We start from the raw sequence: 15612 nt of genomic DNA on the forward strand, positions 1-15612 counted from the left end.
GGTCGGCTGGCTTGCGGAATCTGAAACAATGGACAAACTGGATGCGATGGCGCTGCTGGCGACGGCGGTCGATGAAGGCTCGCTGGCCGCTGCGGGCCGGCGGCACGGACGTTCCCCTGCCAGCGTCACACGGGCTGTAGCGCTCCTCGAAGCGCTTACCGGCGAAACCCTGCTGCTGCGTTCGACGCGCCGCCTGCGCCTCACGCCCGCTGGCGACCGTCATCTCGCCGTCTGGCGTGATGTACTGGCCAGATTGGGCGAGATGGAGCATGCGACCACCAACGGGCTGCTCAACGGCAGAATCGTCCTTACTGCACCGGAACTGTTCGGGCGATTGAAGGTGTTGCCCGTGCTTGAATCCTTCCTTAACCAGCAGCCTCTCGTCTCCGCGCGAATCTTGCTGCTTAACAGGCTTGTCGACCTGGTGGGCGAGGGTGTCGATCTGGCGATCCGGCTTGCGCCGCTGCCCGACTCGACCTTGACGGCGATCAAGCTCGGTGAGTTGCGCGTGCTGGTCTGTGCAGCGCCGCAATATTTGGACCGCGTAGGGCTACCGACCAGTCCCCGGGATCTGGCGGAACACGATTGTCTCGGCCTGAACGCTGCCGGAGATGGGGAGCTGTGGCCGTTTCGAACCACCAGCGTCAGCGGATCGCGGGTGCGCTCGATCCGCGTTCAGACCCGGCTCAGCATGAATAACGCCAGCGCCGCCATCGACGCTGCGCTGCGCGGCCATGGTCTCGTTCGAGTTCGTTCCTATCAGGTGGCAGCGTATCTTTCCGAGGGGCGCCTCGTTCAGGTGCTGAGCGATTTCGAGACACCACCTGAGCCGGCGCATCTGGTCTTTCACCCAGAACGTGGCAAGCTCCCCTCCCTGCGGGCATTCGTTGATCATGCAGTTCCTGCCCTTCGTGACGAATTGCAACGCATCAAACAGATGGTGGCGCTGCCCTCCTCCTTGATATCCTCGTCAACAACCCCGGTGGGGCAAGGGCGGGCCATTTAGAAGCGATCGAAGAAAGGCGAAATCCTCCCGATGATCGTGGTCAATGGGCGGGCCGATTCTGTTGACGCACGCAGCATTGCCGATGCTGCACGCGAGCAGCGACGCACTTATCGCGAATGTAAGCTTCGAGATCGCACAAATTGCGTTACCTTATTTCGCCACCTATTCGTGCAACCAAGGCCGGATTCGTCTCGTTCGGCGAGGCGTTGCGGCGCGAGCTCGCCGGAAAGAGAGTTAGCGTCCTCACTATATATCCTACCGCGACCGAGACTCCGATGATGACGATTTCCAGCTTGGCGCAGGAGCAGCGGCAAGTCTGCGGGATGTCGCTCTAGCGGTGGTGGGCGCGACCGTAGCAGGCAACTTGGAAGTCGTCCGCACGGACGAAGAGCGCCGGAAAAAATGGGCGGTGCTTAACCGTGCTGATACCCCCAGCCGACGCTGCGCTCGCCGATTTGGAAGACCACTTGGAGCAGACTCCTAGCGATCATTCGGCCTTATGACCTTGGTCCCGTCGGCTCGTTGCCGGCCGAAAAACGTCAGCACGGCACCGGCAACAAAGATGCTGGGAGGTACTAAGCCGCGCACCGGGTCGACGGAGCCGGGTAGAACGACGACAGCAATCCAGATGCTGTCCGCCCATCCGGCGACGCAAAGATTGGGCCAGCAACCGAGCCGGTTGCGCCAGAGGCTTACGGTCAGAACGAAAAGCGCTCGAGAGCATATAGGCTGCGAACCGTTAGAGTCGGCCTTGCGTCAGCCCGTGCTGCTCTTGGCCCATGCGAGCGATGTCCCGCGCGCAAAGCGCGCCGGCCGCGCCTGGAGAGGTGCTACAGCGGTTTGCTGTTTGGCGCGACCGATCATGATGACGTTCGCTGCGCGGGTGCGAAACGCAGGGCAACGCCGTTTATGCAATAGCGCAAACCCGTGGGCTTCGGACCATCGTTGAATACGTGCCCGAGATGCCCGTTGCAACGAGCACAGCGTACCTCTGTGCGGATCATGCCAAGCGTTGCGTCACGATGTTCGGCGGTGGCGTTGGGAGCTTGCGTCCAGAAGCTCGGCCAGCCTGTGCGGCTGTCAAACTTCGCGCGCGAAGAGAACAGCGGGAGCGAGCAGCCGGTGTACGTGAAAGCGCCCGGACGATGCTCGTGGTCAAGCGGGCTAGAGAACGGTCGCTCGGTCCTGCGCTGTCGAAGCACCGCATAGGCTGGCGGGGAAAGACGTCGGCGCCATTCGGCATCGGAGAGCCGCAGCGGCTGTGGTCGAACGGCTAACGCTGGCACGGGATAGGCTGCGGCCACTCCGCCGGCGAACGTTAAAGCGCTGGTCGTCAAAAAAGATCGGCGGTCACATATCTGGGTCATCTTGGAGCATTCGTTCAATTTGGCCGTTCGATTACGGGAGCTAAACCTGATCCTACTGGCCGCAATCGGATCCTGGAGCGGGGACTCCAGATAGCGGTTGGCCCAGGTCGCGATGGTTGCGGCGACCTGCTCGGCGCCCGCCAGTCGAAGAGCAGGTGGTCCATCCCATCAAGTGCGAGGAATGACTTGCCGCGCCGCGCCGCAACGAAGATTTGCCGCGCATTGCCGATCCTCACGATGCCGTCGCTCGCTGCGTGCGTAACCAGCAGCGCGCGACCAACGTCCGCCAGGCGCACGGCCTGATCCTGGCCTCGTGCGGCTTCAAGGAAGTCGCGACCGACCGTGAACGTGCGGCCCCTGAGCGTGACTCGCGCCTCGCCGGCTGTTCGACCTGATCGAGCTGTCGTCGAAGTGAGAAAGGACGTGGGCCGGGTAGAGGGAGGGCGATGGTCACCACCGCGCGCGCGCTCGGCCCTTGTTCGGCGGCAATTATTTCCGTGCCGCCCAGCGAGTGGCCGATCAGGATGGACGGGGCATGTCCTTGGTTGGTGAGATCGTCGGCTGCAGCGGCCAGGTCATCGACATTGGCGGCGAAATCGCTGTCGGCGAACTCGCCCTCGCTCGATCCCCAGCGGTGAAATCAAAGCGAAGCGTGGTAATACCAGCGCCAGCGCCAGCGCCAGCGCCAGCGCCTGCGCAATCCGCTTGGCGGCGCGGCTTTTGGCCGGGCAGCTGAAACCGGGCGGGCGCCATCGAATCAGATTCCGGCATACCATTCGTATCCGGCCATATCTTCCCAATAGCCGCCCTTGCCGCCGAACAGGCCAGTCAGGCTCTCGACCAATTCGATACGCTGGACATATTTGGCGTGTTTGTAGCCGAGTTGACGCTCCACCCGCAGGCGCAGCGGGGCGCCGTTCTGCGGGGGCAGCGCCTCGTCGTTTAGCGCCCAGGCAAGGATGGTCTGCGGGTGGATGGCATCGATCCGGTCGATCGATTCATAATATCGGACTCCATTCGATTTCGCGTCGGCGCAGTGGAACACGACATAGCGGGCCTGCGGGCTGGCGCCCGCGCGGTCGAGCAGCAGCTTGACCGGAACGCCGGTCCATTTGCCGATGGCGCTCCACCCCTCGACGCAATCGTGACGTGTGATCTGCGATCGTGCCGGCATCGCGCGCAACTGGGCCACGCTATAGGCTTGCGGGTGCGCCACCAGTCCGTCGACCGGGACCCGCCAGTCGGCGAACCCGTTGGCGAGATGACGGGCATAGTCGCCGCCGGGGTTCGAGGTCCCGTTGGCGCGGAAGATCGGCGAGCGCTGGTCTGGTCGGAATTCTTGCGCCAGTGCCGTACGGTTCTGGAGCAAGCGCTGCAGCGCCTCATTGCCGCGTTCGCCGGTCTTCAGCAGTGCCTTGAACCGCTCGTCCCGGCCCAACTGATCGCACCCGGACAGGAGCGCGCCGGCGCCCGCCGTGATGCCCGCCAACACCGTGCGGCGCGTGATGATGCGGCTCATGCTGCTTCCTCCTGCGGATCGCTCTCGTGCGGAACCTTGAACCACCCGGTGATCATTGATCGTATCTCGTTATACGGGCCGGCCAGCAGCACGAGCAGCAGATGCACGACGATGAACAACGCGATCAGGCCAGCGGTCACAAAATGAATCGAGCGCATCGATGCGCGCCCGCCGACCAGGTCCATCGGCCAATGCATGACGGCGTTGAAGCCTGGCGACATTGACAGGCCGCTGACAATCATAAGCGGGAAAAGTACGAAAAGAACGGCGATGTACGTCATCTTCTGGATTACGTTGTAGGACAGCGCAGCCTTGCCCGTGGGGAAACGGAGCCGGGCGTGGTCCTTCACTTCCTGCCACAGATGCCGCGGCGCCACTTCGCTGCGCGTGAGTGTCAGGTCGCGCTGGATATGCCGATTCACCAGACCGGCGATCATGTGTCCGAGCAGGCCGAACGCAAAGATCCACGCAAAGAACAGGTGCCAGTTGCGCCCGAGCGCCAGATTGTAGGCCGACGGGATGGTCGACCAGCCTGGAAAGTGCGGAAGGTGCAGCCATGCGTGATCGTTGTTCGCGCCGAACGCACCCCAATAGAGATGGGGATGCGCATTGGAGATCGTCAGCCCGCTCATCAGCAGAACGATGACCGTCACCGCGTTGACCCAGTGCCACAGCCTGGTCGCCAACCGGTGCTTGTAGACAAGCTCGCCACCTTGATCGTGGTCGTCGGAAAGTGTCTTGGGACCGGTGAAGGGCTTTGCGGGATCAGCCATCGATATCCTCAAGCGCAGACGGGGACTATTTGTCTTTTCGTCGCGCCGCCCGCTCTGGTTACATCGGCGACGACGTTCGCCGCATTTGGCCGAATGACGATGGCTGCTGGCGCCGATGCGGCGTCCGACGGGAGGCTGACGCGATCATATGCCTACCGGGTGCCGGAAGCTCGCGACAAAGGTGGGGCGCACATGAGAGGCAAAAATTCGGGATGCCCCTTCTCAATCATCAATGAATTGCATATGAATACGACTTATATGATAATTAATGTGTAAGTCAGGAGGGGCCAATGAAGGCATTTCAAACTTCGACGCGACCGCAAAGCGTGGCGATGCCCCGCGTGAGCCGCCGCGTCCTGCTCGGTCTGGTTGCAGGCTGTGCGGCCGGAGCGTTGTCCAGCTGTTCAGGTGGTGGCCAGAGCGGCGGTAACGCGGGCGGCGGTGTAATCGTCGCTCCGACACCGACTCCCACGCCGGCGCCGAGCCCTTCGCCGTCACCGACACCCACACCGACCGGGGCCGTCGACTTCGGCGGCGCGATCGGCGCAAATTTCAACGAACATTATGACGACATCGATTATGACGAAATGCGTGAAGCCAATGCCAAGTGGCTGCGCATCTTCGTCGGTCCGGCGCTGCCGACGCGCGACGCCGCGCTCAACGCCACGCTTGCGGCAAACAGCAACGGGTTCAAGACCGTCCTGTCGATCAAATGGTCCTTCCTCGACCGCGATTTCCCCAGGCCCGACACCGCCAACATGCAGCGCGAGCTGGATCGCCTCGACGTGATCCTTCAGCGCGTGATGGGGAAGGTCGACATCCTGGTGATCGGCAACGAACCCTATATCGACACGCTGACCCAGCAGCAGGACGATGACCTCAACGTCTTCTACGAAACAATGGCCGCCCGGGCGATCGCCTATCGCGCCCAGTCGTGTGGCGACACCTGCAACACACGGCTCTACATGGGTGCGCTTAACCGGCTGGACCTGGCCAGCAACATCACGCCCTCAGTCGAGCGCTGGATGCAATACGTCAAGGCCACCCCGGAGATTGACGGCGTCGACATCCATCCGCACGTCCCGGCGATCGAGGCATCGAAGGCGTTCCTCGATTACATCCTGCCGCGCATGCGGCCCGATCAGCGCTTCATTGCGACGGAATTCTCGCTCGTCCACTGGTGGCGCGAAAATTCCACCAAGGCGATCTCGGCAGGCTTCGCCGACAAATACGGCCTGCCGCGCACAACCCAGAACTGGCAGGTGATCCGATCTGCGGTCGACAACCCGTTCGCCAAGGCGAAGTGGGACGAGTTCCTATCGATGAGCCCCTGGTTCGAGAACCGCAAACGCTTTCTGGCCAACCAGATGAAGATCTTCCGCGACACCAAGCAGTTGGCTGTCGCGACCTATGCCTTCAAGCAGTCGCCCGAAATGGGCGTGGATTATGGACCCGACAAACCAACCTGGATTCTGAATGGCGTTTATGCTCCGATCACGGTTCAACGCAGGCCTAATGGCAAGGCCGATTTCAACTATGCCTGGATCGACGACTTCCGTGTGCTCGCACAGACACCGTGAGTGCTTGTGCCGAGGCGATCCGCGATTTCCACTTTAGGTCCTGCTTGGGACGATGAAAGCGCGGATCGCAGCTATTAGGGCTTCTTCAATATGCATATTATCGCCCCGATAGGTGATCTGCAGCTTAAGGACTGCGCCCAGGCCGGGGCGGCAGTTGCACCGGTAAGCGTGTCGGGGGCAGCTTGATGCTCCTCCCTCGCGCTAGCCGCCGTGCACGGCGAGCGCAGTGTACGCGATACCGGCGGAGACAATGGGATCGCGGTGGCCTAGACCGACCGCGTGACCTTGGCGAAGTTCTTCCTAATATAAGCGAGCTTCGGATCGATATAGCGTTTGCAGAAGGGCCTCTGCGGATCTGTCGCATAATAGTTCTGATACCGGGCGTCCGAAGGCTTGAACTCGCGGAACGGCAGGACAGTTGTCGAGAGCGGTTTGTCGAATGCCAATGCCAGCGACGATATTGCGCCCTCCAGCATGGACGCCTGGGCGTCGTTGAAGGTGTAGGCGGCGGTGCGGTACTTGCCGCCTGGCACGAAGGGTTTCGCGGCTGAATGAGTCCGCAGGTGAATTTCCAGAAGCGTCGCGAGATCAATCTGCGCCGCATCGAAGTGAATCACGACCGCCTCCGCCCAGGTGTCGGCTGGCGCATCAGAGCGAATGAACCCCTGATCGACCTGCTGCACGCCGCGGATCGCCTGGAACACGCCCTCCGTGCACCAGTGACAACCTCCGCCGAAACCGATTTTCTCCATCTCCGTTTCCAAGCTTTCCTGATGATCAGGGAGAGTGAATAGCCCACGTTGCATGACCTGGCATTTTCTTCACCCAGAGCGGCAGCGCCATTGCCCGCGAAAATGCCGAACGAGCGCTTGTTTCAGGCATTGCGACCTGCTCGCATCATGCAAGTCGTCCTTGAACTATATGCGTCACGCATATATAGAGTTCATATAGTCGATGTGCAGGTGGTAAACCGCGCCGGCCGCCGGCGCCCAGCCTTTTCGTCAGGCTGATTGATGCCCGCTGATTGTGGGTAGTCACGCAAGCACAGCGCTATGAAGCTCATGATTAGAGGCCAAGGCGTGTTTTAAATCTATGACACCTTGGTTCTGACCGAATTATCAAGATTTTGAGTTTGCTGAAAATCATCGTTTCGATAAATACTGCACTGCCTTGAGAAGCAGTGTCCGATTTCGTTAATTGATCATGGCACGTGGTGCGTTGGGACACCCTGCGATCGATAGCGAGCGGGTATGTCAGCGTTCATTCTAGCGGAGACATTTGAACTGATCGCATGCAAGGCGAGCGGGCTGGATGAATTATTCGACGCGTTGTCGGAATGCACCCGTGAAATGGGGTTTCGATATTTCGCGCTGAGCCAGCATGTCGATTTCGGACATGGCCTCACGTCCGGCATCCGGCTCCATAACTACCCGTCGCAGTGGGAAGCGTGGTTCGACGAGCGCGCCTTGGGGCGGCTCGATCCGATCCATCGCGCGAGCCATGTGACAAGCACCGGCTTCAGCTGGTCGCATGTGCCCGCGATGATCCAGCTGACGATTGGCGATCACGACGTGCTCCGCGCGGCACGCCGGGCCGGTATCGGCGACGGCTTCACGGTTCCCGCCCATGTACCCGGAGAATATAATGGCTCCTGCTCCTTTGCGGTTTGCAGCGATGAGCGCTGTCCCGCGGATACGTCAATGGTCGCTCAGCTTATCGGTGGCATGGCGTTCGAGGCAGCGCGGCGCATTGGCCAGCCCCGGCGGGCGCCGCAACCAACCGTGCCCATGACCGACAGGCAGCGCGGCTGTGTGCTCTGGGCGGCACGCGGCAAGACCGACTGGGAGATTTCGCGCATCCTTGGTGTAAGCCACGACACGGTCATCCAGCATCTCAAGCATGCACGTGAACGTTATGGGGTGCAAAAGCGCGCACATCTTGCCGTCATGGCATTGTTCGACGGCAGCATCTGCTTCTCCGATATCTTCATCTACTAGCAACCGCCTTTGGACGAAGTGATAATCCATCATCCAGATCGCGTATCCGGTTCCAGATCCCTTCCGCCCGACCCCTATCGTCTCGCACAGCCTGGTGGTGCGATAGCGCCGGTTTCTTGAGCGCGGCCAGCCGAGCGTCGTGCCGGGTGGTGGCACGGACGCGTTCGCGGATGTTGCTAGCAATCCGGGCAAATTCAGAACTGGACGCGAGCGGGGAAGGTACGGGTCGCCTGACGATGTGGTGGTGGTCTGATTGGAGCGGATCGTCGAGTAACATTGGGCCGTAATCCCGGCGACAACGACCCCGCAAGCTAGCGCAATGCTTAGGCGCAGCGTGGCCGGCTGCTCATGACCCATGATCGGTTCCAAGCCTGGTCCCTATTACCGGAAAGAGGTGGGAGGTGGGGAGGTGCTGCGCATCGTGCGGGACCCTCTCTGGCCGCTCGTCACCGGGGAGCGAACCGGAATGGCCCGAGCCCGAAATCGAGAATCCCAGGCTCCCGCCGGGCGCGGCGCAGCCGCCAGAAGGCAGCTATGCGGGCTATTGAGGGAGCGATTTCTGGCGGAGGTCTTTACCCCATCTGCAGCCGCTGGTTCTGGGACATAAAGGAGTGTCCGATCCCACACCGGTTGCTGGAAGATGGCTTTCCTCTAGGTGTCGGTGAGGTCTGGGTCGCGGCCGGTGCCGCAGCTGCGGTCTGTTGCGCCAGGGACGATCACTCGCACTGGCGGAAAATGTCGCCGCCATGATGCGCGGATGCGCCGACCTGGTCGAATGGGTTGCGCCCGCTGCCCCGGGGGGCGTTCGCGGCGATTCACTCCGGCGAATCATCGCCCAAGGCCCGATGCTGCCATCGCTTTTTTTGCTGAATCCGGTCTCGGCCAGCCGCTTCACCGGGTAGCGGCTGGATCCCTGCGAGTCATCAGTGCGGCAGCTTTGGACGACGCTCGATCCTTGTTCATCGGAAATACGGCTTGAGGTTTGCTGCGAGAATGCGGTCGAGCACACGATCCGACACGAGCCTGGTAAGCTTGACGATCATCCCGGTGCCACGACCAACCGTGTACCTGGTCCTGGGGCGCGGGCTGATAATCGCGTGTGCGATGATACGGGCGGCCTCCTCAGGCGGTGCTCCGCTTGCCACGGACGCCTCGGCTTGCGCAACGACCGCGTGCATGAGCGCTGCAGAGCGGTCGCGGTGTATGGGCGTCATTGCGTCCACAACCTTAGCTCCCCTGCCTCCTACCTGTTTGAGCATGCCAGTCGTGATCGCACCTGGCTCGACCACAACGACCCTGACACCAAGCGGAGCGACCTCGCGGCGCAAGGAGTCGCTGATCGCCTCCAGAGCAAACTTGGTGCCTGCGTACGGACCGTAAGTCGGCATCGCCACCTTGCCACCAACCGATGAAATGTTGACGATCGTGCCGCGACTTTCGATCAAGGCTGGCAGCAATGCCTGAATCATCGCGACATGGCCAAAGAGGTTGACTTCGAACAAGCGGCGCAACGCGTCCAACTTGTAGGCTTCTAAAGGGGCGTTGATCGCTACTCCCGCGTTATTCACGAGCGCTCCAAGCGGACGACGCTCGGGATCGGCATCGATACGTTGTACCAATGCTGCGATCGCAGCCTCGTCCGTTATGTCGAGCATGATCGGCTCCAGATTCGTGGCTTGGAGCGCGTCCGCATCCTCGCTGCGGCGAACGCCAGCCAATACGTGGTAACCTGCCATCGCCAGTTCGCGGGCTGTCGCGGCGCCAATGCCGCTCGATGCGCCAGTGACAACCGCCAAGCAATGGCGCGGACTTGCTGGGGGTCTGCCGGTCATAAGAACTCCGCTTGTTTTTGGACTGGTGGAGCGCGCGCCACATCGCCGTAAATCCGGTGTGGCGCGGCGTCCGTCAGCAACGCTTTGAAGAGCCGGGCTAGCGGATTTCCGACGCCCGCCTCATGACGACGGCGTGGCTGCTTGGCAAAATCCCAAGCAGTGCAGGTTCCAGATGACTTTGAAACGCGTCTTCAAAACGCGGTACTGACGGTGATCAGCCAGTCCGGCGAATGGTCGAGGATGACGGCTTCGATCGCCCGGTCAAGCCCGGTCCCGATCGCCACGGCAACAACAAGAAGCAGCGCACCCAAGAGACGCCGGCCGGTATCACCCGCGTGCAGCAGACGCGAACGCAATTTTGTCATCACTGACCGACCGGCAAGCGCAATGGCTAGCATGACGCTGGCAATGCCAAGTCCAAATGCGAACATCACCACGGCGGCCGCGCCAAGACTCTGGCCGTCAGCGGCAAGGACGGTCGCTGCCCCGAGCGTCGGTCCGACGCATGGGCTCCACACGATCCCGAGCAGGGCACCGATCGCCGCCTGGCCGGCCAAGCCATGTCTCTCCAGCCCGTCCTGCCGGGCCCCGGCCCAGCTGGCGGCAGGTGCGGCGGCGATTTCGAGCGCCATCCGCAGCTGCGGGACCAGCAGCGCAAGCCCAAACAGCCCAAGAAGCGCCGCGCCGAAATAGCGCAGCACCTCCGCGTCGATGCCGATCGCGCTTCCCACCGTGGCGAGGCCAAATCCGACCACCGTGAAGCTGACGACCAACCCGCCCGCGAGCGCGAATGGCCCGAGACGGTGTGTTTGCGCGGCACTGCCAAGTACAATCGGGATCAGAGGCAGGACACAGGGCGACAGGATCGTCAGCGCTCCGGCGGCAAAGCCGAGCACGGGATTGAGCAGGCTGTCCACCTTGTCAGCCTCGCGTCGCCGCGAGCAATACGGCGATCCGGCGTTCGTCCGACTGATACGAGACGCGATCGGTTTCTCGCTTGCCGCGAAAGGCGATCAGCGTGGACTGTTTTTGCGCACCGAACCGTTGCCAAAGCGGTTTCTGGGTATCGTAATCGATCCGGAAGATGACGAGGTCCTTATGCGCGCCGTTGGCGGTCAACTTGGCGATCGCTTTGCCCTGAGCGCGGCATATCGGGCACCAAGGCGCGTGAACCTCTACAAGGATCGGCTTGCCTGCGGCTTGCGCGGCCGCAAACGCCTTTTGGTCAAACGGCTTCAGGGTTGCCGCCTGTGCCGGTGCCACGGCAGCGGCGACAACGATCACGGGGGCGGCAAAGGGCAACAGTCTATGCATAGCGATACCTCGAGGCGAACGGGAAGCAGGTGTGCTCCTGTCGGTATTCGCACGCAGGGCGCGAACGGTTACGGGCCCGGCGAGGTTAGTACCGGCGCATAGCGACTGCGCGCACTCCTGATTATGATGGTCGGCGCACCATCGCAGAAAGATCGCGTCATCATTGTTTAGCCCAATGCGCTTCAAGCGCGGCGGCCACTTCAGCTGGACTCTCGAGCGGAAACCAATGGCCGGCGTCAAACAGCAGCAGCGGCGACTTGGTATCCGCGGCCAGCCTTTCGGCGCTGGATTGTAGGCAAGCTTTGTCCCGCCGGCCGTGCACGAGACCCGGTGCGGTGATCCGCGCCAGATCGGGCTGCCATTCCTTGCCGACGGTCAGGGCCGATCGATAGAGCCGAAGGATGCTGTCGGCCATCGTGGCGTCGATCCGCCCGATAACCTTTGGCGACAGATCATATGGTACGCCATCGGCGCGCAACCGCTCGATCAGCACGTCGCGATCGAGTTCTGCGAAGAAGGCTTCGCCCAATCCAGGAGTCTGCCAGACCTTCGCCAGCGGATGCCTTTGTTGCGCGGGATCGACCGATCCGCCCCCGCCTGTCCAACTACGAATCAATGCAGGCCGCAGCGACGCGACGCGTACACCCAGGATGCAGCCCCAATCATGCATGACCAGGTCAACTGGCGTGCCGACCGCCTCAATTCGATCGATCAGCCGATCAACATATGCCTCCTTCGTCGCTGCGAAGCCGTCGGGCGATGGTGCGCAAAAGCCCGGCAAATTTTCGGCGATGATGTCATCTCGAGACAAGCGTTCAATCACGGGCGTCCAAATATCGTGCGTTTCAGGCACGCCGTGAATGAAGAACGCGGGCATCCAGGCGTCTCCCGATCAAAAATAGTACATCCGAACGGATCGCTTGGTCGCTTCGCATCGGATCGAAGCTGGCGGCTCCACATTCTCAGGAGTTCGAGCCAGCGGCAAACCCGGTGCGGCCATTGAAGCGCGAAGGGTCGTCTGAAGCGATAACTACTGACGGTCTGCATTCCAAAAGGCGGCCCCGAACGGTGCATCACGCCTGACATGATCTTTCATCGCACGAGTTTGCAAATGGGAACCTCACCCTTGCCGCTCGAACACAGAATGGAGTTATTCTGACTGCCTCGTGATGGCACCGATCACGAGGCAGTCAGAGTTCTTCAAAAGCGCATGGTTGCACCAAAGAGGATGGTGCGGCCGCTGACCGTATTCGTCATCAGGCGCTGGGCATCGCGATCGGCATATTGGACGATCTGCTGGTCGGTGATGTTGATCGCCTCTACCGTCAGCTTCAATCGCGGCGTCAGATTGAAATAGGCCGAGGCGTCATAGTTCTGGGTGCTGGGAAAGAATTCGCCGATGTTACCGTTGCCACCAGTGCCAACGCGATACTTGCCCCGGATCGCGGCCGATCCGCGAACGCCCCAGCGCTCGGTTTCGAAGTAGAGCGTCGCATTGGCGGAGAATTTGGAGAGGTTGGGCAACGGCAGATCGACCGGTCGTCCCGAATAGAGCACATCGCTCGATCCGTCGGCGATCGTCAGGTTGCCGAGCGCGCCGAGGTGCCTGAGCGGGCCGGGAAGGAAATCGAAATCGCGCTTGCCGGCGATCTCTATACCCTTGATCGACGCGCCCGGGCCATTCACTGGCCGGGTGAAGTTGATCAGCACGTCCGGTGCCTGCCCGTCGGTCAGCAGCGACAGCGGATAGCCGGTGCTGTTGTACGGCACCGGGGTGGTTTCCGTAGTGATAAACGAATCCATATTCTTGTAGAAGGCGCCGATTGCCAGGAAGCCGCGCTCGCCGTCATAATATTCAAGCGATGCATCGATCGAGTCCGCGCGGAATGGCGTGAGAAACGGGTTGCCGGCGCTGATGGTGCCGCCGAACGCGGCGAGGTTTAGCGTGGCGGCGGCACGCATGTCGCCAAGCCCGGCGCGGCTGATGTTGCGGGCCGCACCGACCCGAAACACGAGCGAGCGATCGAGGTCGAACGCCACGTTCAACGCAGGCAGAAAATCATCATAGCTATTCTCTACCGTCACGGGCGTCAGCGTTCCGCCGGTGATCGCGGTACCTTTCGACGTCAGCGTCGTCCGGAAATAGCGCAGGCCCACATTGGCGCGCACACCGATGCCTGCAATCTCACCCGCCATGTCGAACTGGCCGAAGCCGCTATAGGTCCGCTCGCGGATCGAGAAGTCTGAGCCGGCGATGGTGTCTCCGGCATCGAGGCGCGTGTCCGGATTAAGCGTGGCATAGGCGCCGCGCACGTCGGCGATTAGATACGGTACGATCGAACTGCGCGGCACCAGCATGGTCGGGACCTGCGGCACGCCGGGAAGATCCTCGTATACAAAGGTGAGGCGCCGCTGCCATGCCGAGTTCTCGAACTGCTTGAACGAGCCGCCCAGCTTAAGGGTGGCGCCTTCGCCCACCCGCCATGCAAGCTGGCCTTCGGCATTGTAGAATTCGCTCTGAATCCGGTCGGCGCGGGTTTCCATCCGCTGGACGTCCCAGCCGGTGGCTGGATCGGTGATGTCGAAGCCATACATCGTCCGCGGCTTGTCGATATTGACGTCGAACGAAAAGCTTTTGCCAACCGTTTCTAGCCAGGTCTGATCATACGAACCGTTGAAGTTCGACTTTGACCAGCCGGCTAGGCCCGACAACTGCACATTGTCCGTCAGGTCAGTGCGACCGTTGAGCACGACTTGCCAGAATTCGGTCGCGTCCTCGCTTAGTCGCGACTCGCTGCGGAAATCGACATTATCGAACGAGGCGGCGACAATAGAATTGTAGCGGTCCAGCGTTACGTCGGTGATGACCTGGGTACCACGAATATCGTTGGCGGCGACGCCGTTGGTGCCGCCAGAACCAATCGCAGTATTGTGGCGGTCGTTCGTCAGCTTGCCGTAGAGAATGTCCAGCGTCACGTCGGTCCGGTCATCGGGGTGATATTGCAGCGCGCCGGTGATCCCCAGGCGTTCGCGCTTGGCGAACCAGGTCGCATAGGTCTGCTGCCGGCTGCTCCAGACCCGATCGGCTCCACTCGCGTTGACCAGTTTATCGCGGATCTCGGCCGAGATGTTGGGTCCGACATTAGCCGCGCCGAAATTGATCTGCGACCAGTTTATGTTGCGAAAGCCATATTCGATCGTGTCGGCGGAACTATACGCGACCGACAGCAGCGCGCCGAAATCGCCCCAGCGGTTCGAGATCAAGCCAACCGCGCGGGGCGTCAGCGTCTTGGTATGCTCATTGACCTGGCCCTTGGCGGATACGACGGCGGTCAGACCGGCATAGTCGAACGGCTTGGCCGTGCGCAGCCCAATGGTGCCGCCGATCCCGCCCTCATCCTGCTCGGCGGCGAAGGACTTTTGGACCGTGACCTGATTGAACAGTTCGGAAGCGAACACGCTGTAATCGAAAGAGCGGCTGCGGCTGATCGCGCCGCGGCTGTCCAGGCCGGACGCTGTGTTGGTCAGCACCTCCATCCCGTTGAGTTGGGTGCGGGTGAACTCGGGTCCCAGCCCGCGCAGTGAAATCTGGCGCCCCTCGCCGCTGTCGCGCGTGATCGCGACGCCGGCGATGCGCTGCAGCGCCTCCGCCAGGTTCTGATCGGGAAATGCGGCGATGTCCTGAGCGACGATCACATCGGAAGTGCCCGTGGCGGCCTTCTTCAACTCTTGCGCCTTTGCAAGACTCTCGCGAAAGCCTGTGACGACGATCTCGGTCGCTGCGGGCGTGAGGTCGTCATTCTGCAAGGCACCCGCAGCGGTCGGGTCTGCAGTCCTGCTGCTCGCCGCCTGCGTTGCGCGCGACACCGGCTTACCTGCCACGCGCCGCCGTGTGACGGTCACGGTATCGCCGACGATCCGTCCGTCAATACTGCTTCCTGACATCAGCCGGCGCAGCGCCTGCGCCGCGGTCATACGGCCTCGCAGGGGCGTGCTGCGCATCCCGTTCAGCAAGTCCGGAGACGTGGCCACCTGGAGCCCGGTCACGCGCGAGAATTGAAGTAGCGCACTGCCAAGGGGCTGTGCGGGCAGATCGAAATCGAACTGGCGCGCACTTGCCAAAGTGGTGGCCTGAGCAAGCGCTGGATCCCAGGCGACGTTGCAGAAAGCGACCGAACAGAGCAGCAGATGCGTAAAGTGACGCGGAACAATCATGGTTTCCCC

General features: G+C 61.7%; 14 protein-coding genes and 1 pseudogene. 5 read left to right on the forward strand and 10 right to left on the reverse strand.

The genetic code is table 11. The annotated features are described in order from the left end of the window. The first annotated feature begins 28 nt into the window (after positions 1-28). Positions 29-1006, forward strand: coding sequence for a LysR family transcriptional regulator (locus tag FPZ54_RS13535; protein ID WP_145848018.1), 978 nt, complete (start codon positions 29-31; stop codon positions 1004-1006). Between the two features lie 140 nt (positions 1007-1146). Beyond that, a complete protein-coding gene (locus FPZ54_RS20480; protein ID WP_145848020.1) occupies positions 1147-1341 on the forward strand; it encodes an SDR family NAD(P)-dependent oxidoreductase in 195 nt (64 codons plus the stop codon). 525 nt (positions 1342-1866) lie between these two features. On the opposite strand, the gene msrB is transcribed toward FPZ54_RS20480, so the two are convergent. Next, positions 1867-2373, reverse strand: a complete 507-nt coding sequence (msrB, locus tag FPZ54_RS13550) for a peptide-methionine (R)-S-oxide reductase MsrB (RefSeq protein ID WP_145848022.1) — start codon at positions 2371-2373, stop codon at positions 1867-1869. Between the two features lie 254 nt (positions 2374-2627). On the opposite strand from msrB, the gene FPZ54_RS20220 reads away from it, so the two are divergent. Next, a complete protein-coding gene (locus FPZ54_RS20220) occupies positions 2628-2768 on the forward strand; it encodes a hypothetical protein (protein WP_239019581.1) in 141 nt (46 codons plus the stop codon). An 11-nt stretch (positions 2769-2779) separates the two neighbouring features. On the opposite strand, the pseudogene FPZ54_RS20485 reads toward FPZ54_RS20220, so the two are convergent. The 3 genes and pseudogenes from FPZ54_RS20485 to FPZ54_RS13565 form a co-directional block, all read right to left on the reverse strand. Further along, positions 2780-2947: pseudogene (locus FPZ54_RS20485) on the reverse strand (hypothetical protein); the annotation flags it as partial. A gap of 183 nt (positions 2948-3130) precedes the next feature. Then, positions 3131-3892 (reverse strand): molybdopterin-binding protein, encoded by a 762-nt coding sequence (locus FPZ54_RS13560; RefSeq protein WP_145848024.1) that lies wholly within the window; start codon positions 3890-3892, stop codon positions 3131-3133. Next, a complete protein-coding gene (locus tag FPZ54_RS13565) occupies positions 3889-4665 on the reverse strand; it encodes a cytochrome b/b6 domain-containing protein (protein WP_145848026.1) in 777 nt (258 codons plus the stop codon). Before FPZ54_RS13565 ends, FPZ54_RS13560 begins: the two co-directional genes overlap by 4 nt. Positions 4666-4955: 290 nt before the next feature. Between FPZ54_RS13565 and FPZ54_RS20355 the strand changes: the two genes are divergently transcribed. Further along, the gene (locus FPZ54_RS20355) at positions 4956-6245 is read left to right on the forward strand and encodes a hypothetical protein (RefSeq protein ID WP_222428309.1); all 1290 of its coding nucleotides are present in this window, start codon (positions 4956-4958) and stop codon (positions 6243-6245) included. Between the two features lie 266 nt (positions 6246-6511). Here the strand turns inward: FPZ54_RS20355 and FPZ54_RS13575 are convergent, their stop codons facing one another. After that, positions 6512-6997 (reverse strand): peptide-methionine (S)-S-oxide reductase, encoded by a 486-nt coding sequence (locus tag FPZ54_RS13575; RefSeq protein WP_145848028.1) that lies wholly within the window; start codon positions 6995-6997, stop codon positions 6512-6514. A 498-nt stretch (positions 6998-7495) separates the two neighbouring features. Between FPZ54_RS13575 and FPZ54_RS13580 the strand changes: the two genes are divergently transcribed. Further along, positions 7496-8242 carry a LuxR family transcriptional regulator gene (locus FPZ54_RS13580; protein ID WP_145848029.1) on the forward strand — a complete coding sequence of 249 codons (747 nt, stop codon included), beginning with the start codon at positions 7496-7498 and terminating at the stop codon, positions 8240-8242. 959 nt (positions 8243-9201) lie between these two features. On the opposite strand, the gene FPZ54_RS13585 is transcribed toward FPZ54_RS13580, so the two are convergent. From FPZ54_RS13585 to FPZ54_RS13605, 5 genes are all read right to left on the reverse strand, one after another. Continuing rightward, positions 9202-10074: an SDR family oxidoreductase gene (locus FPZ54_RS13585; protein ID WP_145848031.1), complete on the reverse strand. Its 873-nt coding sequence runs from the start codon at positions 10072-10074 to the stop codon at positions 9202-9204. Between the two features lie 191 nt (positions 10075-10265). Next, positions 10266-10991, reverse strand: a complete 726-nt coding sequence (locus FPZ54_RS13590; RefSeq protein ID WP_145848033.1) for a cytochrome c biogenesis CcdA family protein — start codon at positions 10989-10991, stop codon at positions 10266-10268. Positions 10992-10995: 4 nt separating this feature from the next. Continuing rightward, positions 10996-11376, reverse strand: coding sequence for a thioredoxin family protein (locus tag FPZ54_RS13595; protein WP_239019582.1), 381 nt, complete (start codon positions 11374-11376; stop codon positions 10996-10998). Between the two features lie 172 nt (positions 11377-11548). After that, positions 11549-12265: an alpha/beta fold hydrolase gene (locus tag FPZ54_RS13600; protein WP_145848035.1), complete on the reverse strand. Its 717-nt coding sequence runs from the start codon at positions 12263-12265 to the stop codon at positions 11549-11551. 323 nt (positions 12266-12588) lie between these two features. Continuing rightward, entirely contained in the window at positions 12589-15603 is a 3015-nt protein-coding gene (locus FPZ54_RS13605; RefSeq protein ID WP_145848037.1) for a TonB-dependent receptor, read from the reverse strand. Positions 15604-15612 lie beyond the last annotated feature (9 nt).

It is taken from the genome of Sphingomonas suaedae, assembly GCF_007833215.1.
In the GTDB taxonomy this organism is placed as follows: Bacteria; Pseudomonadota; Alphaproteobacteria; order Sphingomonadales; family Sphingomonadaceae; genus Sphingomonas; species Sphingomonas suaedae.